The sequence below is a fragment of the Actinomadura fulvescens genome (assembly GCF_039533225.1).
Lineage (GTDB): Bacteria > Actinomycetota > Actinomycetes > Streptosporangiales > Streptosporangiaceae > Spirillospora > Spirillospora fulvescens.
In genome coordinates this window covers 338,028-362,376 of the sequence record NZ_BAAATD010000004.1, presented here as the reverse complement: position 1 = coordinate 362,376, position 24,349 = coordinate 338,028, and the positions used below count along the sequence as shown (strand labels likewise).

Here is a 24,349-nt window from a genome sequence, read left to right as displayed (position 1 = left end):
CCGATGTGGCCGCGACCGTCGGCCTAACGGGGTGTTTGTCATGCGAACACGCGCTACCTCGACGACCTCGCACGCGCGAACGGCGGCATCGGAGGATCAGGTGTTCTTGCCCGCGGAGTTGCCGGAGGTCCTGGCCTTGGAACCGGCCGCCTTGCCGGTGCCCGACTTGCCACCGGCCCGCTTGCCGCTGCCCGGCTTGTTGCCGCCGGGCTTGGCACCGCCCGGCTTGTGGCCGACGGTCTTGTTGGCGCCGGTGCCCGTGGTCTTGTTGCCGCCGGTGTCCAAGGACTTGGCGGGCCTGGTGGCGCCTTCGCCGTCACCCTCGCGCGGCGCCGGCGGCTGGCCGGTTTTGGCGGCCTGGTCGATCACCTCGTCGTCCAGCGGCTGGGTGCGGTTGACCGGGCCGCCGGTCTCGTCGGGGAGCTCCGGGAGCCGCACCGTGCCCTGCGGGTCTTCCTCGGGCGGCTCTTCGGGGATGGCGACGAGCGCCTGGGTCACCTGGGACTCGCGCGTGATCACGCCGCTGCTGAGCACGGTGTTGCGATGGCGGAGCGCCCCGTTCTCGCGCAGCAGGTCGTCCACATCGGAGCGCACGCGGGCGATCCGCTTGACCATCCGCGTGTAGACGGCGAAGCCGCCGAAAGCGAGGCCGAGGACGAAACCCGCCACGGGCAGCCCGACCGCGGGTGGCGCGAGCAGCGCCGCCGCCGATGCGGCGACCAAGGTGACGACCACCGCAAGTGCGCCGAAGTGCTTCTCCGCCCAGTCCAGAGCCGCGTTGACGCGCTTGGGAATCCGCACTCGTCCCTCTCCTAGATCACCATGGCCCGGCCCGGGCCGGTGGGGTCGGTATCGACCGTGGATCGACGTTTGTATCGACGTTGCGACCAACGACGCGGGCGACCCGGATGTTCCGGAATGCGCCGAGGTCTCGGTCACTCCGCGCGTCTGCCGCATCCCAGTGGTTGCCGCCATGAAGGATCTCAAACCATAACAGGCCGTGACAGTTGTCCTCGAAGGACGTCCTCCCCGTCACGCCGCGTACCCGCTACCGCACGGTATCGGGCCGCGGGGCAGGTGGAGATGCGAGCACGCCCCGGCGCCGAATATCGTCACTGATTATGAGCACTCACTTTGACACCGTGGTCCTGGGCTCCGGCCCTGGTGGATATGTCGCCGCGATCCGGGCGGCGCAGCTCGGGCTGAAGACGGCGATCATCGAGGAGAAGTACTGGGGCGGCGTGTGTCTCAACGTCGGCTGCATCCCCTCGAAGGCGCTGCTGCGCAACGCCGAGCTGGCGCACATCTTCACCACGGAGCAGGAGAAGTACGGGATCAAGGTCGAGGGGCAGGTCTCCTTCGACTACGGCAAGGCGTTCCAGCGCAGCCGTGAGGTGTCGGAGAAGCTCGTCAAGGGCGTGCAGTTCCTCATGAAGAAGAACAAGATCACGTCCTTCGACGGGCGCGGCACGTTCACCGACCCCAACACCCTGCAGGTGGCGAAGCGGGACGGGTCCACCGAGTCCGTCACGTTCGACTCGTGCATCATCGCCGCGGGCGCGCACACCAAGCTGCTGCCGGGCACCTCCCTTTCCGAGCGGGTCGTGACGTACGAGGAGCAGATCCTCAGCGCCGAGCTGCCGGAGAGCATCGTGATCGCGGGCGCCGGCGCGATCGGCGTCGAGTTCGCGTACGTGCTGCACAACTACGGCGTCAAGGTGACGATCGTCGAGTTCCTCGACCGGATGGTGCCGAACGAGGACGCCGACGTCTCCAAGGAGCTCGCCAAGCGCTACCGCAAGCTCGGCATCGACGTCCTGACCTCGACCCGGGTCGACTCCATCGACGACTCCGGCGACAAGGTCAAGGTGACCGTGACCGGCAAGGACGGCGCCCAGCAGGTGCTGGAGGCCGACAAGGTGCTGCAGGCGATCGGGTTCGCGCCGAACGTGGAGGGCTACGGCCTGGAGAAGACCGGCGTGCGGCTGACCGAGCGCGGCGCCGTCGACGTGGACGGCCGCGGCCGGACCTCGGTCCCGCACATCTTCGCCATCGGCGACGTGACCGCCAAGCTGATGCTGGCGCACGCGGCCGAGGCCATGGGCATCATCGCCGCCGAGACGATCGCCGAGGCGGAGACGATGGAGATCGACTTCGTCATGGTCCCGCGCGCGACGTACTGCCAGCCGCAGATCGCCAGCTTCGGGTGGACCGAGGCGCAGGCCCGGGAGCAGGGCTTCGACGTCAAGGTGGCCAAGTTCCCCTACAGCGCGAACGGCAAGGCGCTGGGCATGGGCGAGGGCGACGGGTTCGTGAAGGTCGTCAGCGACGCCAAGTACGGCGAGATCCTCGGCGCCCACATGATCGGTCCCGAGGTGACCGAGCTCCTGCCGGAGCTGACGCTGGCCCAGCAGTGGGACCTGACCGTGGAGGAGGTCGCGCGCAACGTGCACGCCCACCCCACGCTCGGCGAGGCCGTCAAGGAGGCCGTGCACGGCCTGGCCGGCCACATGATCAACCTCTGACTCCCCCGCGAGGCCCCCGTTCTGCGACGGAACGGGGGCTTTGTCGTTCCCGGCGGATGAACGCGCAACGATTCGCTGGGACGCGCCCGGGAGAAGCAACGAAACGCCAGGTCAGCGCAAGATCGGCGTCTTGGTTACGCGGTCGCCGGTTCCTAGGCTTTCGATCACCGATCACCGTTGGGAAAGCCTCTTCAGGAGAACGCATGACCGTGTCCCCGGCAATGGAGCCGACCGCCACCGCCGACCGGCAGATCCCGGCGCGGGAGGCCCTGCGGCGCCGCTACCTCATGTGCCGCCCGGAGCACTTCGCCGTCACGTACTCGATCAACCCGTGGATGGATCCCGCCGCGGGCGCCGACGCGGCCCGCGCGGTCGAGCAGTGGGAGACGCTGCGGTCGGCGTATCTCGCGCTCGGCCACGAGGTCGAGCTGATCGATCCGATCGCGGGACTGCCCGACATGGTGTTCGCGGCCAACGGCGCGCTGGTGGTCGGCGGCCGGGTGTACGGAGCGCGCTTCACCCACGCCGAACGGGCGGCGGAGGGACCGGCGTACTCGTTCTGGCTGCGCGCCAACGGATTCCCCGACGTGCTGGAGCCCGTCCACACCAACGAGGGCGAGGGCGACTTCCTCACGCTCGACCACATGATCCTGGCCGGCACCGGCTTCCGTACGGACCTGGCCGCCCACCAGGAGGCCCAGGAGTACCTCGGCCGCCCGGTGGTGACGCTGCGCCTGGTCGACCCGCGTTTCTACCACCTGGACACCGCGCTCTTCCCGCTCGACGGCGGCAACGTCGCGTACTACCCCGGCGCCTTCTCCTCCGGCAGCCGCGCGGTGCTGGAGCGGCTGTTCCCGGACGCGATCATCGCCGACGAGCGGGACGCCGCGGTGCTGGGCCTGAACGCGGTGAGCGACGGCCGCAACGTCGTCGTCAATTCCGAGGCGACCGGCTTGATCAAGCTTCTGGACGAGCACGGCTACCGGCCCGTCCCCGTGGATCTGTCGGAGCTGCGCAAGGCGGGCGGCGGCCCCAAGTGCTGCACCCTGGAACTGCGCACCGCCTGATCGACCCACGGCCCGCGGCATCGCGGCGGCTGCGACGCGACGCGTTCAGCGGCGCGTCGAGGACCAGCGCAAAGGTCTGCGGTCGGGTGTCATAGCCTGATCGTTATTGGAAGGTCCGATTCGGGGAGCCGCCCGTGATTACGCATATCGGCGTAGCCATGCTCTACGTCAGCGACCAGCAGGAGTCCGTGGACTTCTATGTCGAGAAGCTGGGCTTCACAAAGACCACCGACGCCGAAATGTTCGAGGGGACGCGCTGGATCGAGGTGACTCCCCCGAACGGCCAGACATCGATGGCCATCCATGACGCCGCGACTTTCGGGAAACGGCCTGGAGAAGGGGCCTACCTCACCTTCACGTGCGACGACCTTCAGGCGACGGTCGCCGAACTCCGGGGCAGGGGTGTCACGGTGACAGATCCGACTGAGGAACCGTGGGGCACCTACGCGCTGGTGGAGGGGCCAGACGGCCATCAGATCCAGATTCACCAGAAGTAGCCGACGGTCACGGGTATGTGGGCGGACGTACGGAAGAGGTTGAACGCGAGCCGGGCCGAACTCGGAACGGTCGCGGACCGGCTCTATCCGGACGCTCCGCGGGTCGGGTCGACGGCCCTGCTGACACGGCCGGAGTGGATCGCGGCGGCGCCCGTCCCGCTGGAGGCCGTACGGCTGGAGTGGGAGCCCGAACCGGCCCCTCCCGCGGTGGTCGATCCGCCGGAGGGGCTACCCGCCGGATTCGGCACGTACGCCGAAGCCATGGCGGCGCTGGCCCCTCCCGCCGTCTTCGAGAACCGGCGCGCCTACCGGCTGCTCGACGCGGACCTGCGCACGAACGTGCTGCGGCTGGGACCCGCCCGCTACTTCGACGCGGTGAACGTCGGGGAGGCGGCGGCGCACGAGCTAGCCGAAGCGGCCGACGGGCTGCCCCTGCGGACCCGGATCGGCGATCCGTGCGATCTCGCCCGCCGGCCGGCGCTGCCCGCGATCACGACGGTGACGATCCGCGCCGGTGATCCCGCCTCCTACGTGCTGCACTGGCGGGACCCGGCGAAGGTCGCGCACGCGGGCGGGCTCCACCAGGTCATGCCGGTCGGGGTGTTCCAGCCGTTGGCGGACGACGTGGGCGATCTCGATCTGTGGCGTTCCATGCAGCGGGAGTACAGCGAGGAGTTCCTCGGCGGCGACGAGGTGGTCGACTGGTCCGAGGAGGGGTTCCGGGCCTTCGCGGGGGCGCTGGACGGCGTCCGGGCGGAGGGCCGGCTGCGGGCGTCCTTCCTCGGGCTCGGGGTCGACCCGCTGACGTTCGCGCTGGACCTGCTCACCGCGGTGGTGGTCGACGCCGGGGCGTTCGACGGGCTCTTCGGCGCGATGGTCGAGGAGAACGCCGAGGGCACCGTGTCGATGGCGCCCTTCGACGGGACGGTGCCGCGGCCCATGCAGCCGGCCGGTGCCGCCGCGCTCGACCTGGCGTGGCGGCACCGGGACACGCTGCTCAGACTCCGGTGAGCTCCGGTTCGCCTACGTTCGCCATCCCGGCCAGGTACTTCAGCTCCGCCAGCGCGTCGTTGAGGTGGTCGATGACCTCGGAGGGATCCGGGACGAGGTCGCGGCAGGCCACGACGCCGACGCAGACGCGGCCGTCATAGGAGAAGACGGTGATGTTGAGCCCGCCGCTCAGATCCGAGATCGCCGAGATCGGGTAGTAGCCGAGCACCTTCGTCCCGCAGAGATAGAGCGGGAACTGCGGACCCGGCACGTTCGAGATGATCAGGTTGATCGGGCGCACGCTGACGCTGGGCACCGCCTGCAGCGCCGGCAGCGCGCTCAGCGCCAGGCGGGTGAGGGCGCCCGCGACCGGGGCCGGGATGATGCCGCTCAGCTCCTGCACCCAGCTTCCGGACGACGCGACGAAGCGGCGCTTGACCAGGTCCATGTCCCTGCGGACGGCGGCATAGCGCGCGGCCGGATCGGCCACGTGGACCGCCAGCGGCGCACCCATCAGCGAGACCTGGTTGCCCGGGTCGCCCGCGTCGTCGCCCTTGCGCAGCGACACCGGCACCCCGACCGCGAGCGGCCGGTCGGGCAGCTCGCCGCGCTTGTCGAGCCACTGCCGCAGGGCGGTGGCGCAGAGGGCCATGACCACGTCGTTGACGCTGCCGCCCAGCGCGGTGCGCACTTCCTTGATCTCCGCGAGCGACAGGTCGCCGTAGGCCACCGCGCGGTGGCGCCCGATCGGCAGGTTGAACGAGGTGGGCGGCGCGCTCGTTCGCAGCGCCTTCGGCACGTCCTCGCGCCGCAGCGCGCCCTGGACGACCTGCGTCATGAGGCCGACGCCGGGGATCGCCGAGACGCCCGGGATCTCGTCCAGGTACGGGGCGGTCCTGGCCACCGACAGGGCGCTGCGGACCGGGTACGTCGCGGTCTTGAGCAGACCCGTGCTCAGCATGCTCATGCGGCCGGGGGCGCGGGCGGGCTCGTGGTCGTCGGCGGGCAGGTCGCGCGGCTCGGGCGTGAGGTCGAGGAGGGCGGCGAGGGTCTCGGCGGCCATGACGCCGTCGATCGCCGCGTGGTGGGCCTTGACGTAGACCGCGGTGCGGCCGCCCGACAGGCCCTGGATGATGACGAGCTCCCAGAGCGGCCGGTGCCGGTCCAGCGGCCGCTCGTGCAGCATGCCGACCGCGTCCGCCAGCTGCCGGTCGTCGCCGGGGGCCGGCAGCGCGATCTCGAAGATGTGCCGGTGCGGGTCGAAGTCCGGATCGTCCTCCCAGTACGGGCGGTCGAGGCCGAAGGGAACCTCCACCAGCCGCTGCCGCAGCGGCCGTGCGGCCAGGTGCGAACGTTCCCTGATCAGCTCGACCATGGCCTCGACGGTCAGCCTCCCGCCGGGGCACGCGCTCGCGTCCACGATCCCCAGCCCGGCGATGTGCACATGCGTGGTGCTCGTCTCGGCGTAGAGGAAGTTGGCGTCCATCGCGGTCAGCTGTGTCATGCTCGTCCGTCCCCACTTCTGCTCTGCGTGCGCTGCGTCTCCCCCAAGGAGTTACGAAATACCGCGAGGTAGGTCAATGAGGGTTGTAAGGAAGTAACCACGACTTAACAGGGCGTTTCGCCCCCGTGATCAGCGCGGCCACCGATGGAACGATGGAAACTTTCCACGTCCGCCGTCCGCATGTGGTCAATAACCTTCCACCATGTGGGACGGCCGTCGTTCCGCGAACGGCATCAAGATCGCGGCACTAGGGTGGTCGTCCATGACGGGACGACCACTCTCGGAGATCGTCGAGGCCGGCTGGGCGACGGCGCTGGCGCCCGTGGCCGACCGGATCGCCGCCGCGGGCGACTTCCTGCGCGGCGAGATCGCGGCCGGCCGCAGCTACCTCCCGGCGGGCGACCGCATCCTGCGGGCCTTCACCCAGCCCTTCGACGAGGTGCGGGTGCTCATCGTCGGCCAGGACCCCTACCCCACCCCCGGCCACCCCGTCGGGCTCAGCTTCTCGGTGGCGCCCGACGTGCGGCCGCTGCCCGGCAGCCTGATCAACATCTTCCGCGAGTACCGCGCCGACCTCGGCCACCCCGAGCCGTCCAGCGGCGACCTGACCCCGTGGACCGAGCAGGGCGTCCTCCTGCTCAACAGATGCCTGACCGTCGCGCCGCGCAAGCCCGGCTCGCACCGCGGCAAGGGCTGGGAAGAGGTCACCGAGCAGGCCATCCGCGCCCTCGCCGCACGCGGCCGCCCGCTGGTGGCGATCCTGTGGGGCCGCGACGCCCGCAACCTCAAGCCACTGCTGGGCGCGGTCCCGTGCATCGAGTCCGCACACCCGAGCCCGATGTCGGCCGACCGCGGCTTCTTCGGCTCCCGCCCGTTCAGCCGCGCCAACCAGCTCCTGGAGCAACAAGGCGCCCCACCGGTCGACTGGAAACTGTACTGATTGCTTTTTCGGCCTCGACGGCCTCGCCTGGCGGCTCGGCCGCCGAACCGCGCTGTGTTTATGGCTTTCGCGGCCTCGACGGCCTCGCCTGGCGGCTCGGCCGCCGAACCGCAAAAGCGGCGAGCGCGACATCGCTTCGCGATCTCTCGTGAAGCTTCGCCTTCGGCTCGCTTCACGACCCGATAGCGCGCTCGCGGTGGCTGGGCTATCCACGGGGTTGCGGAGCGGGCTGAGGTCAGGCGCCCAGAAGTCGGCGGGACAAGGCGGCGAACTCGCCGCAGCCGTTGGCCTCCTCCCAGGCTCAGGTAGCGCGCGCTCGCGGCTCGGTCAAGGCTTGGGGAGGCGGCGTAGTAGGGCGGCGAATTCGCCTGAGCCGTTGGTTTGTTCCAAGGGCGGCAACGGGGTGAGCCTGCGTTCGCCGTGGCTCCAGTAGACGCCGTTCGCGCACGGGTCGTCGGCGTCGGCGTGCATCTCAGCGACCACGTCGGCGAAGATCGGCAAGACGTCGCGGACGGCGGTGGAGGTGATCGGGTACAGCAGGAGCGTGCTGTGGCAGGGCACTCCAACGAGGGCGCCGTTGTCGTTGTGGCGGGGCAGGAACTGCTCGACCTCGCTGAGCAGCGCCGACACGTACCGGCTGCCCGGCTTGGTCACGACGCGGACGTTCTCGCCCGGAAGCAGCGGCTGGTCGCGGACCTCGACGTCGGCCAGCTCGCGGTCGTGCGTGTTGGTCATCACGTAGCCCAGCTTGCGCAGGCCCAGCAGGCCGGCGCGGGCCTTGGTGAGCGGACCGCCGTAGCGCGGGTGCTCGATCATGACCATCGCGTCGAAGTGGTCGCCCGCCGGGACCACCACCAGGCCCTCGCGGTCGCGCGGCGCGAGCTTGGGCACGATGCGCAGGCGCAGCAACTCGCGCACGTCACCGAACAGCTCCATCTCGCCGACCGCCAGGAACGCCCGGGCGCCGACCTCGCGCAGCCAGTCGCCGATCACCCGGGGCCAGACCTCGCGCGGCTCACGGGCGCAGCGTTCCAGCACGGTCCAACTGGACGCGCGCGCCTCCGACCGGCCCACCGGCAGCACGACCTCGGAGGTGCCCGGGTCGAACCAGGCGCTCGGCGCCACCACCGGCAGAAGGTCCCGGATGAGCGCGTGCACGTCCACGGCCGCGTCCAACGGTTCCATGCTCATCCCCTCTCCCTCACCGGATCGTCTCCCCCGAACGGGGGAGCCCCCTAAGCCTCTCAGAGATCGGGCCCGATGTGGGATGCATCGCCCGTGCTCGCTGATCATCGCGGGCACCGGTACGGTGCATCCATGGCCGAAATCGTGTACCCACCGGTGATCAAGGCGGCGCTGGGCCTCTTCAAGGCGCTCAATCTGAAGTTCCGCCTCGAAGGGACCGAAAACATCCCCAGCACCGGCGGCGCGGTGCTGGTCAGCAATCACGTGAGCTACCTCGACTTCATCTTCGCCGGGCTGGCGACCCATCCCGCGGGCCGGCTCGTCCGGTTCATGGCGAAGAAGGAGATCTTCGACAACAGGATCGCTGGGCCGCTGATGCGCGGCATGCACCACATCCCGGTGGACCGGCAGGCGGGGGCGTCCTCCTACAAGGCGGCGCTGACCGCGCTGAAGGGCGGCGAGATCATCGGGGTCTTCGCCGAGGCCACGATCAGCCGGTCGTTCACGGTCAAGGAGATCAAGAGCGGCGCGGTCCGGATGGCGGTCGCCGCCGACGTACCGCTGGTGCCGATCACCATCTGGGGGCCGCAGCGGCTGTGGACCAAGGGCCGCAAGAAGCGGTTGTTCCAGCGCGGGGTGCCGGTCACGATCCTTGTCGGCGAGCCGATGTACCCCAAGCGCGGCGACGACTACGACAAGGCCACCGAGGAGCTGCAGGCGCGGATGGCCGAGCTTTTGGAGAGGGCGCAGCGCGAGTACCCCGAGATCCCCAAGGCCGACGAGACGTGGTGGCAGCCGGCCTATCTGGGCGGTTCGGCGCCCACGCCGGAAGAGGCCGCCGAGCTCGACGCCCAGGAGGCCGCCGAGCGACAGGCGGCCCGCGAGGCCCGCGCCGCACGCGAGGTCGAGGAGTCCGGTTCCTGAACGGTGGGTAATTCGTTGGACGCACGCCTCCCCCGCGCCTGATCATCGATGTATGACCACGTCGCGGGAGAGGCCACAGGAGATTCTGCATCTCGTCGAACCCCATGAGCGGCACGCCGATCCAGGGGCGGACCTCACGCTGCCCGTAGTGCTCAACCTGACCGACAGCAACTCCCCCGCCGACGTCATGGACGTCCTGTCGCTGCGCCCGTTCGCGTCCGGTGAGCAGCCCTGGTCGCGGTCCCTCCAGCTGGAGCACGTCAAGGCCGAGGCCCCGCTGCGTCCCGCCGCCGAGAGCAAAGTGATCCGCGTCGCCCACGAGAAGAGCAAGGAGTCCGTCCTGTACGAGGGCGACGGCTGGACGCTGCTCACCAACCGGTGGAAGCACGGCACCGCCTACCTCGCCGTCTCGGCCGTCTCCGCCGAACTGGCTGAGTCGATCATGGACGAGTGCACGCTGGACGCCACCGAGCCGCCCAAGACCGACGACACCAACGTGCAGATGGGCTTCTGGCACACCGGCCCGCGCGGCCCGGTCCGCACCGAGCGCGCGATCTCGGCGGACACCTGGACCGACATCCGCGCCAACTACACCTCCCCGGTGGCCGACGCGTTCGACCAGGTCATGGGCCTGCGCCGGGACGAGGTCACGGGCCGGCTCCTGCTCCTGCACGGTCCGCCCGGCACCGGCAAGACCACGGCGCTGCGGGCGCTGGCACGGTCGTGGGACGAGTGGTGCCAGGCCGACTGCGTGCTCGACCCCGAGGCGCTGTTCGGCACGCCGAGCTACCTCATGCAGGTCGCCGTCGGCTACGACGAGGACGACGAGAACCGGCGCTGGCGGCTGCTCATCCTGGAGGACTGCGACGAGCTGATCCGCGGCGAGGCCAAGGACGCGGCCGGCCAGGGGCTGTCCCGGCTGCTCAATCTGACCGACGGCATGCTGGGCCAGGGCCGGGACGTGCTGGTGGCGATCACCACCAACGAGGACCTGGCACGGCTGCACCCCGCGGTCGTCCGGCCCGGGCGCTGCCTCGCGCAGATCGAGGTGGGGCCGCTCACCCAGGCCGAGGCCGTCTCCTGGCTCGGCGAGGACGACCCCGACCGGGCGGCGCAGATCGGCTCCGGCGGCGCGACCCTGGCCGAGCTGGTCGCGCTGCGCAACGGCGAGAAGCGCCCCGTCACCGAGAGCGCTCCCGCCACCGCCACCGGCTTCTACCTCTGATCCGTGTTCATTGCTTCCGCGGCCTCGCTCCGCGATCTCCCGTGAAGCTTCGGCTTCGCCTTCGGCTCGCTTCCCGACCCGTTAGCGCGCTCGCGTGCGGGCTGAGGTCGCTGCGCGAGAGCGATCATCACAGCTTGGCGAGGGCCTGCGCGATGTCGGACCACAGGTCGTCGGCGTGTTCGATGCCGACGGCCATGCGTACTGTGCCTTCGCCGATCCCGGCGGCGGCCAGGGCGGCGGCGTCGAGCTGGCGGTGGGACGTGCTCGCCGGGTGCATCACCAGTGTCTTGACGTCGCCTAGCGATGGCGTGAGCGACACCAGCTGGACGGCCCCGATGAACGTACGGCCCGCCTCGCGTCCACCGGCGAGCTCGAACGACAGGACGCCGCCGCCGCGTCCGTCCAGCAGCCGCCGCGCCAGCTCGTACTGCGGGTGCTCGGGCAGGCCCGGGTAGTTGACGCGTGCCACGGCCGGGTGGGCCGCGAGACGGCGGGCCAGGTCGAGCGCCGTCTCGTTCTGCCGCGCGACGCGCAGCGCCACGGTGGCCAGGCCGCGGATCGCCAGCCAGGCGGCGAACGGGTCGGCGGTGGCGCCGAGCTCGACGGCGTGGTCCCAGACCCGGCGGTGCACGTCCGCGTCGGCGAAGACCGCGACGCCGCCGATGATGTCGGAGTGACCGCCGAGGAACTTGGTCGCGGAGTGGACGACGATGTCCGCGCCGTGCTCGATCGGGCGGCAGAGCAGCGGGGTGGCGAAGGTGTTGTCGACGACCGTGCGCACGTCCGGGGCGTCGCCCACCTCCGCGATCAGCGCGGGCAGGTCCACGACCTGGGTGGTCGGGTTGGCGATCGTCTCCAGGTAGAGCAGGCGCGTCTCGGGCCGCAGCGCCGCCCGTACCTCGGCCGGATCGTCGCCGGTCACGTAGGTGACCTCGACGCCCCAGCGCTCGGCGAGGTCCTTCAGGAGGGCGTACGTCCCGCCGTACAGGCACGACTGCGCGATCACGTGGTCGCCGGACCGCAGCAGCGACATCAGCACGGCGTTGATCGCGCCCATCCCGGACGCGGTGGCCAGCGCGGACGTGCCGCCCTCCAGATCGGCGACGGCGTTCTCGAACGCGCGGACCGTGGGATTGCCCAGGCGGCTGTAGAAGAAGGCGCCCTGCGGCCCGTCGAACGCGGCGGCCATGTCATCGGCGGAGTCGAAGGCGAACAGGTGCCCCTGGTAGATCGGCACACTCAGCGGACGGCTTCCGGCGGGCTGGACCACGGCCGGGTGGACGGCGCGGGTCTCGGGGTGTTCGGAGCTCATGGCTCCAGCCTCCGCCAGGTCAGGGAGCCCGCACAGGGCCAATTCGGGAATGTGGCCTTGGACCGGAGCCGCCTCCGCACCCCGCTGCAGAGGCGACCCACGGCCAAATACGAGCATCGCCCGAACGCGCCGCCGTCACATCCGGGAGACCACTGCACCGGACCACGCAGCCGGCCGGGCGCGCGATGCCGTTCACGACGCCTGCGGCGCCAGCATCCTGCGGTAGACGCATCGGAGGGTGTGGAGGTCCCGGACAGGCTCGGGGAAGACCACCCGCAGATCGAACGGCTCGCCGGCGGCCGATCCGTTGACATACGTACACCGGAGCCACATCCCGTAGGAGTCCAGCGCGAGGGGACGGATGACGGGCGCCTGCCCACCGGGGGCACCGAGGCGATCACCGAGGCGGTCACCGACCAGGGCCGCGAGCTCGGGGCGGTGCGCCACGTCGAGGTGTTCGAGGATGCCCGCCTCGATCGCGACGAACGGATCGGGCGCGGCCGCCTCGTACTCCTCGGGCTCCAGGGTGGCGGTCCCCCACGGGTCGTCGATCTCGACCTCGGCGATCTCCAGCGCCAGGACCGTCCATTCCGTGTCGTCGGCGAGATCAAGGAGCTCCGGGCGGGGATGCAGCCGGGACAGCCGCAGCGCCGCGTCCCGCCGTCCCTCCGCCGGGACCTCGGTGAGCCAGCCGTGCAGCCAGGCCCGGCCGCGCACGCGGTCGGCCAGCGCGACCGGGGCCACATCGGAGATGCGGAGGGTCGCGGGCAGATCCGGCTCGCCCTGCAACGCCGCGGCGACGGGCGAACTCGTGGGAATGAGCAGCAGCGGACGACCGTTCTCATCGGTGACGTGCGCGGTTACCGGCGCATACGGCACGCCGGGCACCGCCAGCACCCCGTCTGCCACCCCATAGGCCAGCGTTCGCGCCCGTTCCGCCGCGCCCGGCCGCCCCATAGAGCCAACCCTGCGACCCATCGCGACCCTCCTTTGCTGTCGTAGGTTAGGCTTACCTAACTAAGGCTTACCTAACCACTGAAGGAGGACGATGAACAACCCCCGTCCGAAGGTCCGGCTGTCACGGGCCCTCGGCATCCCGCTGACCCCCAAGAGCGTCAAGTACTTCGAGGCCCGCCCGTACCCGCCCGGCGTGCACGGCAGGGCCCGCAAGAACGAGTCGGACTACAAGGTCCGTCTGCGCGAGAAGCAGCGGCTGCGCGCGCAGTACAACATCCGCGAGGCGCAGCTGCGCAACGCGTTCGCCAAGGCCACCAAGGTCAAGGGCGCCAAGGCCGGCGAGGCGCTGATCGTCGATCTGGAGCGCCGGCTGGACGCGCTCGTGCTGCGCGCCGGCTTCGCCCGCACGATCTACCAGGCCCGCCAGTTCGTCGTGCACCGGCACGTCCTCGTGAACGGCCGCAGGGTCGACCGGCCCTCGTACCGCCTGCGCCCGGGCGACGTGATCACGATCGCCGAGCGCAGCCGCTCCATGGAGCCGTTCCAGGTCGCGGCGACCGGCGTGCACAGCGAGAACGTGCCGGGCTACCTCGACGTGCGCCACGAGGCGTTCGCCGCGCAGTTCACCCGACTGCCGGAGCGCTCGGAGATCCCGGTGATCTGTGACGAGCAGCTCGTCGTCGAGCATTACTCCCGCTGAGGCGGCCGGGCCGGGGGTGTGGCGGGCGGCCTCCATCGGTTAGCATCAACCTAGCGATTGCTTGGCTGTACCCCGATGGAGGCCCCAGGACATGATCGAATTCCACCGCGTCACCGCGAACATCGGCGCCGAGGTCACCGGCCTGGACCTGGCCAAGCCCCTCGACGAGGAGCAGGTCCAGACCATCCGGCAGGGCCTGCTCGACCACTGTGTGCTGTTCTTCCGGGACCAGCACATCAGCGACGCCCAGCACGAGGCGTTCGCGATGAACTTCGGGACCCTCGACATCCCGAAGATGAACCTCGACGGCGGCGCCATCCACGTGCTCGACCAGACCGCGCCGAAGGGCGAGGGCGGCGACCAGTGGCACTCCGACAACACGTTCATGAAGCGCCCGCCGACCGGCTCCCTGCTGCGCGCGGTGATCCTGCCCGAGGTCGGCGGCGACACCAACTGGGCCAACATGTACCTGGTGTACGACTCGCTCGCGCCCTGGCTCCAGCGCCTGTGCGACGAGCTGTACGCCGAGCACGACCTGACGATGTCCATCTCCAAGGCGATCGACAAGGGCCACCGCTTCGACCTGCGCGACATGCAGGACAAGAACCCGCCGCAGATCCACCCGGTCGTCCGCGTCCACCCGGAGACCGGCCGCAAGGCGCTGTACGTCAACCGGTCGTCGGTGACCCGCCTGATCGGGCTGTCGCGCCGCGAGAACGAGGCGATCCTGCCCCTGCTGTTCGACGCCGTCCGCGACCCCCAGTTCCAGGTCCGCCTCAACTGGCGCGTCGGCACGCTCGCCTTCTGGGACAACCGCCCCACCCAGCACTACGCGGTCGCCGACTACACCCAGCGCCGCAAGATGCACCGCGTCACCTTCATGGCCCCCGAATCCGTCGACAGCGGCGTCCCGACCGGCCCCGGCGGCGTGACCGGCGAAGACGCCCCAGCCGAAGCCGCCGCAGCGCGTTACTTGTAGGCTTTCGTGGCCTCGGGGGCTCGCCTGGCGGCTCGCCCCCGAACCACAAAAGCGTGCGAGCGCGACATCGCTTCGCGATCTCTCGTGAAGCTTCGCCTTCGGCTCGCTTCACGACCCGTTAGCGCGCTCGCGTGCGGGCCGGGGTCGTCGATTGACTCGCCCGCGCTCAGTGCAGGTCGCCCCCGCGTTCGAGATTAGTTCTTCGGCTTCTCGCTCTTGTCGTTCTTGGGCTGCTGCGTCTGCTGGCCGTTCGGGACGCCGGGCAGGCCTCCCGATCCGGAGCCGTCGTCTCCCGAGGCGTGCATCTGACTGACCTTCCACTCCCCGTTCTCCTTGACGAGGGACAGCCGGATGAGGCTCTGCGGGGCCGCGCTCTGGTTCTTGCCGTCGCTCACCGTGATGTCGACGGAGACGACGACGGTCGCGAACTTGCCGTCGACGCTCCCGACGTAGACCTGCTTGGTCTTGGAGGTGAGGGCGGCCTGGGGGCTGCTCTTGAACGCCTGCGGCAGGCTCTGGACCGTGGAGCTCTTGTACCTCTCCAGCAGGTCGCCCGCCATGAGCCCCTGGATCTTCTTCATCTGGCTCTCGTAGTTGGCCGCGTTGTAGGAGGTCGCGAGATCGCCGAAGGCCGAGGCCCGGGCGACGACGGCGGCGCGTTCGTCCTCCTCGCCCGCGGCGGCGCTCGCGCTCCGCCACTGCCAGATGGCCACGCTCGCGAGCAGGGCCACCAGGACGACGGCCACGATGGCCGCGTTGCGGGGCAGGCCGAGCAGGGTCGGCTGGGCGTCGTCCGCCGCCGCGGAGGTGCGCCGGGCGGGCTCGGGAGCGGGCTCGGCCTCCTCCTCGTCCTCCTCGTCGGCCTCGACGATCGCGGGCTTCGCCTTCTTGGCGACGGTCCTCTTCTTGGGAGCGGGCTCCTCGTCGTCCTCGTCTTCGAGGGACTCGAGCACCTCGTCCAGATCCTCGTCTTCGAGCACCTCGATGACCCGGACGCGGCGCTTGCGCTTGGCGGCGGGCTTGGGCGTCGTCTCCTCGACCTCGACCTCGTCGGCCACGGTCTCGTCCGTCTCGGCGCCGACGGTCTTCCCCGTGACGTCCTTGGAGGTCTTGGCTGTCACTTCGGTACTCCTCGGATGGGAATCAGTCGTCCTGGTCACCGCGGCGGCGCAGTCTGCCGATCCGGGACACGACGGGCACCGAGCCCATCACGACCTTGATCAGCACCAGCAGCGCCAGGAGCGGGGGCACGTACATTAGCCAAGCGGGCGGCCCGCCGGTGGAATCCGCCGAGTGGTCGGCGGCATTCTTTGCCTTCAGCTCCGCCGCCCGTTGGACTGACGGGTCATGGGTGGGGACGGTCTGGCCGGGGTTCTTGGACTTGTAGGGCTTCTGCTTGACCTTGATCGGGTCCCGCCCGTCGGGGCAGTTCGGGATCTTGCCCGCGGTCGGCTGCGGCAGCGGGTACCTGTACTCCAGCGTGGCCGGTGTCCTGAGGGTGATCAGGAAGACCACGTTGAGGACCGGCTGGCCCTGGTCGGTGCCGATGATGTTCTGGAGCACGTTCTTGAGCGCCGGTGCCTGGCGGAGGGTGTCGCGCAGGTCGCCGAGCGCATTGGGGTTGTGTTTGGTGATTCCGAGCGTACCCAGCGAGTCAATGGTGCATTCGAGGTCGCCGCCGGACTGGTCCAGCAGGGCGTTCACGGTGTTGAGCAGCTGCGGGCCGTCGTCGCGCAGTCGCGTCAGCTCACCGCGGACCTCCCTGAGCGCGGCGGTCAGGGCGGCGACGTTGTCGATGCCCGCGGCCAGCTCGCCGCGGTTCTGCGCGAGCACGCGCGTGATCTTGCCGAAGTCCTTGGTCAGGCCGTCCAGGAGCTCGCTGTTCTGGGCGAACGTGGCGGAGAGCTGGTCGCTGCCGGCGATGATCTGGCGGAGCGAGTTCTCCCGGCCGGACCAGCCCGCGGCCAGCTCGTGCGTGAGCGTCTGGGCGTCCTCGGGCTTGATCGCCTTCAGCGTGTCGATGACCGCGCCGAACAGGTCGCCGTACTTGGGCGGGACCTTGGTCTGCGACACCGGGATGACCGTGCCCGGCTTCATCTTCGGCCCGTTCGGGTTGACTCCGGGCGGCGGCGTCAGCTCGACGACGGGCTCGCCGACGGCCGACTTGCGCGCCGCCTGCGCCGTGACCCCCTGCGGGATCTCGACCCCCTGCTCGATGTCGAGCTTGACGACGACCTTGTCCTTCCGCAGCTTCACCGAGTCGATCTTGCCGATCCGGGTGCCGAGGTAGTCGACCTCGAAGTTGGGGTGCAGCCCCGGTGAGGACTGGAACTCGACGGTGATGTGGTACGGCCGGTCGATGAAGTCGAACCGGATGACGTTGTTGAACGCCCAGACCACCATCAGCACGGCGAGGAGGGCGAACACGCCGAGGTTGATCGTGAGGCGTCTGTTCATCGCGGCGTCCTCAGCATCTTGTCGAGGTCCGGCAGCGCTCCCCGCAGTTCCTTGGGCACCTGGTCGGCCCTGGTCTTCTGGTCGCCGCCGTTCCCGGGCAGGCCCGGGATGACCGGGCTGCCGTCCGGCCACACCAGGCGCAGCAGCGGATAGAGCAGGAGCTGGCCGTCGTAGCTGGCCCTGGGGAGCTTGTCGGTGAAGGTGACGAGGCCGTTGACCAGATCGGTCAGCCGCTTGCGGTTGTTGCCGAGCTGGGCCAGCACCGGGTCGAGGTCGCGCAGCAGGCCCTTGAACCGCTGCACGCGGCCTTCGAGGACCTTGTCGTTGAGCTCGCGGGCCATCCGGGTGAGCCGCGCCACGACGCTGAGGATCTTCTCCTTGTTGTCGCGCAGCAGCCGGGTGGTCTTCTCCAGCTCCACCGGCGCCCGTTCCAGATCGGCGCCGCCCTTGGCCAGCGAGTTGCCGAGCCTGGCGAACTGGTCGACCGCCGAGGCCAGCTGCTGGCGCTGGTCGGCGAAGACCTTCACCAGGTCACCGGACTTGGCGATCATGGTGTTGAGCTTGTGGCCGTTCCCGTCCAGCGCGGTCGCCCCGGCGTTGACCACGGCCGCCACGTCGTCGCTCGCCAGCGCCTTGAGCAGCGGGCCGGTCTGGCCGACGACCTCTTCGAACGCGGGCTGCACGCTGGTGCGGCCGATGTCGTTGCCGGCGGCCAGGAACGGGCCCTGGTCCAGCCGGCCGCCCGGCGGCAGCCGCAGGTCGACGTAGTTCTCGCCGAGCAATGAGGTGATCTTGATTTCCGCGCTGACGGTCCGCGGCACCCGGATGCCGTCCTTGATCGACAGTGTGACCCTGGTCCTGTAGGTCGTCTTGTCGAGCTCGACCTTGGTGACGCTGCCGACCTTGACGTCCGACATCTGCACGCTGTGCCCGGCGACCAGCCCCTGGACGTCGGTGAACGTGGCGTGCAGGGTGAGCCCGCCGCCGGGCGCGCCGGCCGTCTTGTACGAGCAGCCCGTCAGCACCAGCACGGCGGCGAGCACGACGAACGGCAGACCGCGGATGATCGGCCGCCTCATCAGTTGCCTCCGTTCCGCTGCTGCCCGTCGCCCTGCCGGTTCTGCCAGGGGCAGTTGGAGTTGGGCGGGGGCAGCGGGCAGTTCACGTCGTCGGTCTTGAGCAGGCCCTTGAGCCACGTGCGCAGGAACGCGTCGGTGGCGAAGCGGATCTGCAGCGACTTGTTGGCGGGGTTGTAGCCGCCGATGAGCGCCTCACCGATGCCGGGCAACGACTTCACCAGCAACGCGAGCTGCTTGGAGTTGCCCTTGAGCATCAGCGCCACCTTGGTGAGCACGGCCAGGTCATAGGGCAGCTGGCCCTTGTACTTCTGGATCAGCTTGTCGCCGTTCTTGGACAGCTCCAGAATCCCGGTGATGAGCTGCTGGATCTCACCGCGTTCGGCGCTCAGCACCCGCGTCGCCTCGCCGAAGTCGCGGATCAGCTGGCCGAGCACCTGCTCGCGGCCGCGGACCACGCCGGCGAGGCGGTCGAGGTTGCGGGCGACCTCGATCAGCTGCCGGTCCTGTCCCGCGACGTTCTCCACGAGCCGCGCGCTCTGCTCCAGCGTCGCGTTGAACTCCCTGCCGTTGCCCCGGAAGGAGTCGGCCGCCTCCCCGAGCGCGTTCTGCATCTTGGTCGGGTCGAGCGCGTTGGCCAGGTTGGTGAACGAGCTGAGCGCGTCGTCCACCTCGACCGGCACGCTGGTGCGGTTGATCGGGATCTCGTTGGAGGTCTCCTTGGGCTGTCCCGGCTTCCAGGCCGGGTGCAGCACCAGGTTGCGCTCGCCGACCAGGTTGAGCGGCACCACGGAGGCCTGGACGCCCTGCGGGAGCGGGACGTCGTCGCGGATGTGGAAGGTGACCTTGACCTTGTCGCCCTGGTTCTCCACCGAGTCGACCAGGCCGACGTCGGCGCCCATCACCTTGACCTTGGAGTCCTTGTAGAAGGAGCGGGCCTTGGGCAGGTAGACGGTCATCGTCCGGTCGCCGCCGGACGCGCCGGGGAGCGCCGAGCACCCGCCGAGCGTGGTGACGAGCGCGGCGCAGAGCCCCACGATCACCGGAACGCGGTATCTCATCAGTCGCCTCCGCCCTGGCCGCCCGAACCGCGCCGGGTGGAGATCGGCCCGGGCGGCTGGATCGGCCCGAGCCCGGTGAGCAGTCCCTCGACCCAGCGGCCGTTGCCCTTGAGGTTGGCGACCTGGATGAACGTCGGGCCCAGCAGCGAGAAGTCGGTGTTGAGCGCGTCCAGGTTGGGGGCCAGCCGGGTGGTCAGCAGATGCAGGTTGTCCAGCAGCCGGTCGAGGTCGGTCTGGTGCTTGGAGATCACGTTCGACAGGGTGCGGACCGTGCTGCTGCCCTGCCCGATCGTGGCCGCCAGTTCGTTGCGCCGCTCCACCAGCGTGCGCAGCAGGATCTGGCTGTCGGCGATGATCTGCCGGAGCTTCTCGTCCTTGGCCGCCAGCACGCCGGTGATGTTCTTGCTGTTCTCGATGAGCTTCTGGACCTCGGGCGTCGCCTCGTTCAGCGTGCGGCTGAGGGTCTGCACGTTGACCAGCATCTGCCGGAGCTTCGGCGCGCTCGGCGACTGGATCTTCGACATCTGGGTGAGCAGCGTGTCGATGCTCTTCTGGTCGAGCTTGCCGACGATGTTCTGCGCGCCCTCGATGGCGTCCGGCACGGTGAACGGGACGCTGGTGCGGTCGATCGGGATCCGCCGCCGCGACTCGGGCACCTCGGCCATGAAGGGCTTGGCCACGGGGCCGGCGAGCCGCAGGTAGCGGCCGCCCAGCAGGGTGGTCGTCTGGATCTCGGCCCGGGTGGCGGGGCCGAGGTCGATCCCGGCGTTCACGTGCCACTCGACGACCACGTTGCCCTTCGCGAAGTCCGGCTTCACCGAGGTGATCCGGCCGGCCTTGACGCCGGCGACCCGGACGTCCTGGCCCTTCTTGAGCCCCGCGGTGTCGGTGAACACCCCGCTCATCGTGTAACCGCGGTCGAACAGGTGCAGCTGCCCGACGGCGAACGCGAACACGCACGCCGCCGCCAGGACCGCGAGCGAGACGATCGCGACGAGCTTGTGGTTGACGTCGCGCAGGGACTTGAGCGCCATCTCAGCCGCCCCCCTTGCCCTGGAGCATCGCCTTGAGCTTGGCCAGGTCGGCCGGGGACGGACCCTGTGCCTGCGTGCCGGTGTCCGACTTGGGGAACCGCATCGGGAACGGGCACGGCCCCTGCACGATGTTGAGGCACAGCGCGTTCGTGCGCAGGTAGTGCCCGCCGTTGGCGGCGGCGAACAGCTGCCGCAGCGTCAGCGGAAGGTTCTGCACCATCTTTTCCAGGTTGTCGACGTTGATCCGGAAGGTCTCGGCGAACTTGCCGAGGTTGCCGATGATGCGGCCGAGCTGCGCGTCGTTGCCGCCGAGCACCTGGTTGAGGTTGGTCGTGACGCCGGCGACCTCGACGACCGCGTTCTCCAGCAGCTTGTGGTTGTTGGCGAAAACCTTGGTCAGCTCGGCGAGGTTGTCGACGCTCGCGGCGATCTGCCGGTCGCGCACGGCCACCGCGCCGCTGACCGTCTCGTAGTCCTCGATCATCGACCGGATGGTGTCCTTGCGGGCGGCGAACGTGCGCAGCAGGCCGTCCAGGTTCTGGATCATCAGGTTGATGTTCTGCTCGTTGCCGTCCAGGGCCTGCGAGAACGAGAAGAGGATCTTGTTGATCTGGACCGGGTCGAGGTTGCGGGTGATCGGGCCGAGGCTGTTGACGATGTCGCCGAGGTCCACCACCGACCGCGTCTTCGGCACGCGGGAGCCCGGCGCGAGCTTGGCCTGGCTGGCACCCGGTTCGAGATAGACGATCCGCTGCCCCATCGCGTTGCGCCAGCGGATCGCCGCGGTCGAGTCGTCCGGGACCCGGACGTCGTCGTCGATCTCCATTCCGACGACGGCCTTGCCCATCTCGACCTTGATGCTCTTGACCTGGCCGACGGGGGTGCCGGCGACCTTGACGATGTCGTTCTCCAGCAGCCCGGTGACGTCGTCGAAGGTCGCGGTCAGCTTGTAGCGCTCGTTGAAGCTCGTCCCCAGGATCTGCTGGCCGATGAAGAACGTCAGCAGCCCGGTCAGCACGACGAACACGCCGAACTTGGCCGTCACGCCCCACTGGGGTCCGCGCCCGGTCTTGCGGCCGAACAGGCTCATGGCCGGGCCCCCGTTCCTGGCTTGGCGGCGCCGTTGCCGGCGTTCGGGTTCGACTTCTGGTCGAACGCCGTCTTCGCCGGCCGCGGGCACACGTCCGCGAAGATGCCGCACAGGTCCAGCGGCAGCGTCGCCCTGGCCTGCGCCAGCAGCGAGCCCTCCGGCCCGGGCACCCGGATGATCTGCCCGAGCAGCCCGAAGAACTCGTTCAGGCTGTCGAGCAGGACCGGCACGTTGCGCCGTTCCCTGGCCATCACCCGCGCGGCGTCGCCCGCCCCGTCGATGAGGCTGCTCAGGTTGCCGCCGTGCTGGTCGGCGAACGTGCCGACCCGGGAGGCGAGCTCGCCCGCCTCGTCCAGGAGCCGCGCGACCTTGTCGGGGTTGCCGTTGATGGCGGGCGCGACCTGGTTGAAGTCACGGGTGAACGCCGTCCAGGTGCCGCCCTTGCCGCCGAGCGTGCCGCCCAGCAGCCCGAGATCGTTGATCAGGCCCTGGATCACCGCGCGGTTGGCGTGCGCCCCGTCGATCACCGTGCCGCCGTTGTCGATCGTGCGGCGCAGCGCCGGTCCCTGCCCGGCCAGCCCCGCGCCGAACGTGCGCACGATGGCGGCGACCTCGTCCGGGTTGATCGCCTTGGTGAGCCGGTACGTGGGCCAGGCGGTGTCGGAGAGCTCCTGGGGATCGGTGGTCTTCGCGATCGTGCCGCCGTCGCGCAGGTACGGGCCGGAGAGCTCGTGCGCCCCCTGCTCCAGCGCCAGGTCCTTGGGGCCGAACACCGAGACCGGCTCGATCCGGGCGCTGGTGGTGTCGGCCACCTTGACGCCCTTGTCGACCCGCAGCCGGACGCTGACCTTGCCCGCCGGGTCGAGCCGGACGCTCTGCACGGTGCCGACCGTGATGCCGCGGATCTTCACGTCCGACTTGCCGGCGTCCAGGCCCTGACCGGCCCGGCCGAACGTCGCGGTGTAGTACGTGGAGCCCTCGGTGGCGGGCCGCGACCCGACGACGACGAACACCGCGGCGGCGGCGATGACGCCCGCGCCCGCGAGGCCGAAGACCAGCCGGGAGGTACTGGAGAGTGCTTCCTCGCTCATCCGGTCAACCTCACTGTGCTGCCGTGCCCCCAGAAGATGTACGAGAGGACGAGGTTCATGAGGATCATGAGGATGGTCGACTCGCGGATCGCGCGCCCCGCCGCGACGCCGACGCCCACCGGGCCGCCCGCGGCGTAGTAGCCGCGGTAGCAGTGGACGAACATGATGATGAACGCGAACACCGCCACCTTGATGACGCTGTAGAACACGTCGATCGGCGGCAGGTAGAGGTGGAAGTAGTAGTCGTAGATGCCGGGCGAGAGGCCGAAGTACTGGATGGTGATGAACCGGGTGGCCCAGAACGCCATGAAGAGCGAGACCAGGTAGAGCGGCACGAGCGCGATGACCCCGGCCGCGACGCGGGTGCACACCAGGTAGGCCAGGGAGTTGATGCCCATGACCTCCAGCGCGTCGATCTCCTCGGAGATGCGCATCGCCCCGATCTCGGCGGTGAAGCCGGTGCCGACCTGGGCGACGAGCGCGACCCCGGCGATGATCGGGGTCACCTCGCGGACGTTGGAGTAGCTGGCCACCAGCCCGGTGAACGCCTCCGCGCCGATGCGTTCCAGGCCCGGATAACCCTGCAGGCCGACCATCGCGCCGGTGGCCAGCGACATCGTCGCGATGACGAAGATCATGCCGCCGCCGATCACCAGCGCGCCGACGCCGACGGTGATGTCGCTGACCTGTTTCATCAGCGTCTTGCCGTACTTGCGCCGCAGGATGATGTCGAAGAACAGGTGGTAGAGCACCCGGCCCAGGAAGATCGGGAGGTTGGCCGAGGCGATCAGGCCCGCCGACCGGTCCGAGACCGCCCGGCCGAGCTTGCGTACGGGGGAGATGGCGACCATCAAAACCTCGGGGGGAAGAGGACCTGGTAGATCATGGTGAGCACGTAGTTGGCGGCGAACACCACGATCGAGGTGACCACCACCGCCTGGTTGACCGCGCGCCCCACGCCGACCGGCCCGTAGTCGCAGTTCATGCCCATGTAGCAGGCCACCGCCGCGGCGATGAAGCCGAAGATCCAGGCCTTGAACAGGGTGATCAGCAGGTCCGGGAACTGCAGCAGGGTGGTGGCGCCGTCGAAGAAGGCGCCGGGGCTGACGCCCTGCTGGATGACGTTGAAGTAGTAGCCGCCCATGACCCCGGCCAGGATCACGACCGAGCAGAGCAACATCGAGACCGTGCTCGCCGCCCACAGCCGCGGGGTCACCAGGCGGTGGACGGGATTGATGCCCATGACCTCCATCGCGGAGAGCTCGTCGCGGATGTTGCGGGCTCCCATGTCGGAGGTGATGGCCGAGCCGCCGACGCCCGAGACCAGCAGCGCGGCGGCGAGCGGCGCGACCTGCTGGATCATCGCGGCGACCAGCAGCGCGCCGGTGCCGGACGCGGCGCCGAGCTGCCGGGCGATGTCGCCCACCTGCAGCGAGATGGTGGCGCCGAGCGGGACGGCGATCAGCATGACCGGAACGCTCGTCACGCGGGCGAGGAACCAGCACTGCTCGATGAACTCGCCCCACCACTGGCGGATGTCCCAGGTCCTGCGCATCCCCTCCAGGAAGGTGACGGCGAGCAGGCCGGTCTCGTCGAGCGTCCGCTCGACCCGCCGGCGTGCCAGGTCGGGGGCCTTGCTGAGGCCCTGCTGCAGAGCAGGCGGGGCCATCAGGCGGAACCCTCCCCGTCGGGGGCAGGTGGAAGGGTCACTCCAGCCTCCTTCTGTCTCGGACGT

Annotated in this window: 23 protein-coding genes; 9 read left to right on the top strand and 14 right to left on the bottom strand. The window is 69.8% G+C overall.

Features of this window, described 5'->3' with window-relative positions; all coding sequences use genetic code 11:
• Positions 1-96 precede the first annotated feature (96 nt).
• Positions 97-801 (bottom strand): hypothetical protein, encoded by a 705-nt coding sequence (locus tag ABD333_RS17465; RefSeq protein ID WP_344542127.1) that lies wholly within the window; start codon positions 799-801, stop codon positions 97-99.
• 317 nt (positions 802-1,118) lie between these two features.
• Between ABD333_RS17465 and lpdA the strand changes: the two genes are divergently transcribed.
• The 4 genes from lpdA (at position 1,119) to ABD333_RS17445 (ending at position 5,100) form a co-directional block, all read left to right on the top strand.
• Positions 1,119-2,525, top strand: a complete 1,407-nt coding sequence (lpdA, locus tag ABD333_RS17460) for a dihydrolipoyl dehydrogenase (RefSeq protein ID WP_344542652.1) — start codon at positions 1,119-1,121, stop codon at positions 2,523-2,525.
• Between the two features lie 221 nt (positions 2,526-2,746).
• A complete protein-coding gene (gene ddaH / locus ABD333_RS17455; RefSeq protein WP_344542651.1) occupies positions 2,747-3,592 on the top strand; it encodes a dimethylargininase in 846 nt (281 codons plus the stop codon).
• Positions 3,593-3,726: 134 nt separating this feature from the next.
• Complete coding sequence (locus ABD333_RS17450) at positions 3,727-4,089, top strand: VOC family protein (RefSeq protein ID WP_344542125.1); 363 nt, start codon at positions 3,727-3,729, stop codon at positions 4,087-4,089.
• 15 nt (positions 4,090-4,104) lie between these two features.
• Positions 4,105-5,100 (top strand): hypothetical protein, encoded by a 996-nt coding sequence (locus ABD333_RS17445; protein WP_344542123.1) that lies wholly within the window; start codon positions 4,105-4,107, stop codon positions 5,098-5,100.
• Here ABD333_RS17445 and ABD333_RS17440 read toward each other — a convergent pair.
• A complete protein-coding gene (locus ABD333_RS17440; RefSeq protein WP_344542121.1) occupies positions 5,087-6,583 on the bottom strand; it encodes a WS/DGAT/MGAT family O-acyltransferase in 1,497 nt (498 codons plus the stop codon). The two genes, ABD333_RS17445 and ABD333_RS17440, sit on opposite strands and share 14 nt — an antisense overlap.
• Before the next feature lie 262 nt (positions 6,584-6,845).
• On the opposite strand from ABD333_RS17440, the gene ABD333_RS17435 reads away from it, so the two are divergent.
• The gene (locus ABD333_RS17435) at positions 6,846-7,523 is read left to right on the top strand and encodes a uracil-DNA glycosylase (protein WP_344542119.1); all 678 of its coding nucleotides are present in this window, start codon (positions 6,846-6,848) and stop codon (positions 7,521-7,523) included.
• Between the two features lie 327 nt (positions 7,524-7,850).
• Here ABD333_RS17435 and ABD333_RS17430 read toward each other — a convergent pair whose 3' ends face one another.
• On the bottom strand, positions 7,851-8,714 hold the full coding sequence (locus tag ABD333_RS17430; RefSeq protein WP_344542117.1) for a hypothetical protein: 864 nt from the start codon (positions 8,712-8,714) through the stop codon (positions 7,851-7,853).
• Positions 8,715-8,840: 126 nt separating this feature from the next.
• Between ABD333_RS17430 and ABD333_RS17425 the strand changes: the two genes are divergently transcribed.
• Together ABD333_RS17425 and ABD333_RS17420 are read left to right on the top strand one after the other, a co-directional pair.
• Positions 8,841-9,632, top strand: a complete 792-nt coding sequence (locus ABD333_RS17425; protein WP_344542116.1) for a lysophospholipid acyltransferase family protein — start codon at positions 8,841-8,843, stop codon at positions 9,630-9,632.
• Positions 9,633-9,684: 52 nt separating this feature from the next.
• Positions 9,685-10,857 carry a DUF5925 domain-containing protein gene (locus ABD333_RS17420; RefSeq protein WP_344542115.1) on the top strand — a complete coding sequence of 391 codons (1,173 nt, stop codon included), beginning with the start codon at positions 9,685-9,687 and terminating at the stop codon, positions 10,855-10,857.
• 127 nt (positions 10,858-10,984) lie between these two features.
• Here ABD333_RS17420 and ABD333_RS17415 read toward each other — a convergent pair whose 3' ends face one another.
• Positions 10,985-12,169 (bottom strand): trans-sulfuration enzyme family protein, encoded by a 1,185-nt coding sequence (locus ABD333_RS17415; protein WP_344542114.1) that lies wholly within the window; start codon positions 12,167-12,169, stop codon positions 10,985-10,987.
• Between the two features lie 192 nt (positions 12,170-12,361).
• Positions 12,362-13,147 carry a DUF2470 domain-containing protein gene (locus tag ABD333_RS17410; protein WP_344542113.1) on the bottom strand — a complete coding sequence of 262 codons (786 nt, stop codon included), beginning with the start codon at positions 13,145-13,147 and terminating at the stop codon, positions 12,362-12,364.
• Between the two features lie 70 nt (positions 13,148-13,217).
• Between ABD333_RS17410 and rpsD the strand changes: the two genes are divergently transcribed.
• Together rpsD and ABD333_RS17400 are read left to right on the top strand one after the other, a co-directional pair.
• Positions 13,218-13,826, top strand: a complete 609-nt coding sequence (gene rpsD, locus ABD333_RS17405; protein WP_344542112.1) for a 30S ribosomal protein S4 — start codon at positions 13,218-13,220, stop codon at positions 13,824-13,826.
• A gap of 91 nt (positions 13,827-13,917) precedes the next feature.
• Entirely contained in the window at positions 13,918-14,805 is an 888-nt protein-coding gene (locus tag ABD333_RS17400; RefSeq protein ID WP_344542111.1) for a TauD/TfdA dioxygenase family protein, read from the top strand.
• A gap of 194 nt (positions 14,806-14,999) precedes the next feature.
• Here the strand turns inward: ABD333_RS17400 and ABD333_RS17395 are convergent, their stop codons facing one another.
• Genes ABD333_RS17395 through ABD333_RS17355 form a run of 9 tightly spaced genes read right to left on the bottom strand, consistent with a single transcriptional unit; the run spans position 15,000 to position 24,283 of the window.
• The gene (locus ABD333_RS17395; protein ID WP_344542110.1) at positions 15,000-15,926 is read right to left on the bottom strand and encodes a hypothetical protein; all 927 of its coding nucleotides are present in this window, start codon (positions 15,924-15,926) and stop codon (positions 15,000-15,002) included.
• Positions 15,927-15,948: 22 nt separating this feature from the next.
• The gene (locus ABD333_RS17390) at positions 15,949-17,262 is read right to left on the bottom strand and encodes an MCE family protein (RefSeq protein ID WP_344542109.1); all 1,314 of its coding nucleotides are present in this window, start codon (positions 17,260-17,262) and stop codon (positions 15,949-15,951) included.
• On the bottom strand, positions 17,259-18,341 hold the full coding sequence (locus ABD333_RS17385; protein WP_344542107.1) for an MCE family protein: 1,083 nt from the start codon (positions 18,339-18,341) through the stop codon (positions 17,259-17,261). The genes ABD333_RS17390 and ABD333_RS17385 overlap by 4 nt, the downstream gene beginning before the upstream one ends.
• A complete protein-coding gene (locus ABD333_RS17380; RefSeq protein WP_344542106.1) occupies positions 18,341-19,399 on the bottom strand; it encodes an MCE family protein in 1,059 nt (352 codons plus the stop codon). The genes ABD333_RS17385 and ABD333_RS17380 overlap by 1 nt, the downstream gene beginning before the upstream one ends.
• Complete coding sequence (locus tag ABD333_RS17375) at positions 19,399-20,433, bottom strand: MCE family protein (protein WP_344542104.1); 1,035 nt, start codon at positions 20,431-20,433, stop codon at positions 19,399-19,401. Before ABD333_RS17375 ends, ABD333_RS17380 begins: the two co-directional genes overlap by 1 nt.
• 1 nt (position 20,434) lies before the next feature.
• A complete protein-coding gene (locus tag ABD333_RS17370; protein ID WP_344542103.1) occupies positions 20,435-21,523 on the bottom strand; it encodes an MlaD family protein in 1,089 nt (362 codons plus the stop codon).
• Positions 21,520-22,614 (bottom strand): MlaD family protein, encoded by a 1,095-nt coding sequence (locus ABD333_RS17365; protein ID WP_344542102.1) that lies wholly within the window; start codon positions 22,612-22,614, stop codon positions 21,520-21,522. The genes ABD333_RS17370 and ABD333_RS17365 overlap by 4 nt, the downstream gene beginning before the upstream one ends.
• Positions 22,611-23,465 carry an MlaE family ABC transporter permease gene (locus ABD333_RS17360; protein ID WP_344542101.1) on the bottom strand — a complete coding sequence of 285 codons (855 nt, stop codon included), beginning with the start codon at positions 23,463-23,465 and terminating at the stop codon, positions 22,611-22,613. Before ABD333_RS17360 ends, ABD333_RS17365 begins: the two co-directional genes overlap by 4 nt.
• Entirely contained in the window at positions 23,465-24,283 is an 819-nt protein-coding gene (locus ABD333_RS17355) for an MlaE family ABC transporter permease (protein WP_344542100.1), read from the bottom strand. The genes ABD333_RS17360 and ABD333_RS17355 overlap by 1 nt, the downstream gene beginning before the upstream one ends.
• Between the last annotated feature and the right edge of the window lie 66 nt (positions 24,284-24,349).

Excerpts from the sequence above, each read along its gene's own strand:
- ABD333_RS17440 (WP_344542121.1), bottom strand. The coding sequence starts at position 6,583 with ATGACACAGCTGACCGCGATGGACGCCAACTTCCTCTACGCCGAGACG.
- ABD333_RS17390 (WP_344542109.1), bottom strand. The coding sequence starts at position 17,262 with ATGAACAGACGCCTCACGATCAACCTCGGCGTGTTCGCCCTCCTCGCC.
- ABD333_RS17425 (WP_344542116.1), top strand. The coding sequence starts at position 8,841 with ATGGCCGAAATCGTGTACCCACCGGTGATCAAGGCGGCGCTGGGCCTC.
- ABD333_RS17365 (WP_344542102.1), bottom strand. The coding sequence starts at position 22,614 with ATGAGCGAGGAAGCACTCTCCAGTACCTCCCGGCTGGTCTTCGGCCTC.
- ABD333_RS17400 (WP_344542111.1), top strand. The coding sequence starts at position 13,918 with ATGATCGAATTCCACCGCGTCACCGCGAACATCGGCGCCGAGGTCACC.
- ABD333_RS17435 (WP_344542119.1), top strand. The coding sequence starts at position 6,846 with ATGACGGGACGACCACTCTCGGAGATCGTCGAGGCCGGCTGGGCGACG.
- ddaH (WP_344542651.1), top strand. The coding sequence starts at position 2,747 with ATGGAGCCGACCGCCACCGCCGACCGGCAGATCCCGGCGCGGGAGGCC.
- ABD333_RS17370 (WP_344542103.1), bottom strand. The coding sequence starts at position 21,523 with ATGAGCCTGTTCGGCCGCAAGACCGGGCGCGGACCCCAGTGGGGCGTG.
- ABD333_RS17415 (WP_344542114.1), bottom strand. The coding sequence starts at position 12,169 with ATGAGCTCCGAACACCCCGAGACCCGCGCCGTCCACCCGGCCGTGGTC.
- ABD333_RS17355 (WP_344542100.1), bottom strand. The coding sequence starts at position 24,283 with ATGGCCCCGCCTGCTCTGCAGCAGGGCCTCAGCAAGGCCCCCGACCTG.
- ABD333_RS17375 (WP_344542104.1), bottom strand. The coding sequence starts at position 20,433 with ATGGCGCTCAAGTCCCTGCGCGACGTCAACCACAAGCTCGTCGCGATC.
- ABD333_RS17410 (WP_344542113.1), bottom strand. The coding sequence starts at position 13,147 with ATGGGTCGCAGGGTTGGCTCTATGGGGCGGCCGGGCGCGGCGGAACGG.
- ABD333_RS17420 (WP_344542115.1), top strand. The coding sequence starts at position 9,685 with ATGACCACGTCGCGGGAGAGGCCACAGGAGATTCTGCATCTCGTCGAA.
- ABD333_RS17445 (WP_344542123.1), top strand. The coding sequence starts at position 4,105 with ATGTGGGCGGACGTACGGAAGAGGTTGAACGCGAGCCGGGCCGAACTC.
- ABD333_RS17360 (WP_344542101.1), bottom strand. The coding sequence starts at position 23,465 with ATGGTCGCCATCTCCCCCGTACGCAAGCTCGGCCGGGCGGTCTCGGAC.
- ABD333_RS17385 (WP_344542107.1), bottom strand. The coding sequence starts at position 18,341 with ATGAGGCGGCCGATCATCCGCGGTCTGCCGTTCGTCGTGCTCGCCGCC.
- ABD333_RS17430 (WP_344542117.1), bottom strand. The coding sequence starts at position 8,714 with ATGAGCATGGAACCGTTGGACGCGGCCGTGGACGTGCACGCGCTCATC.
- rpsD (WP_344542112.1), top strand. The coding sequence starts at position 13,218 with ATGAACAACCCCCGTCCGAAGGTCCGGCTGTCACGGGCCCTCGGCATC.
- ABD333_RS17380 (WP_344542106.1), bottom strand. The coding sequence starts at position 19,399 with ATGAGATACCGCGTTCCGGTGATCGTGGGGCTCTGCGCCGCGCTCGTC.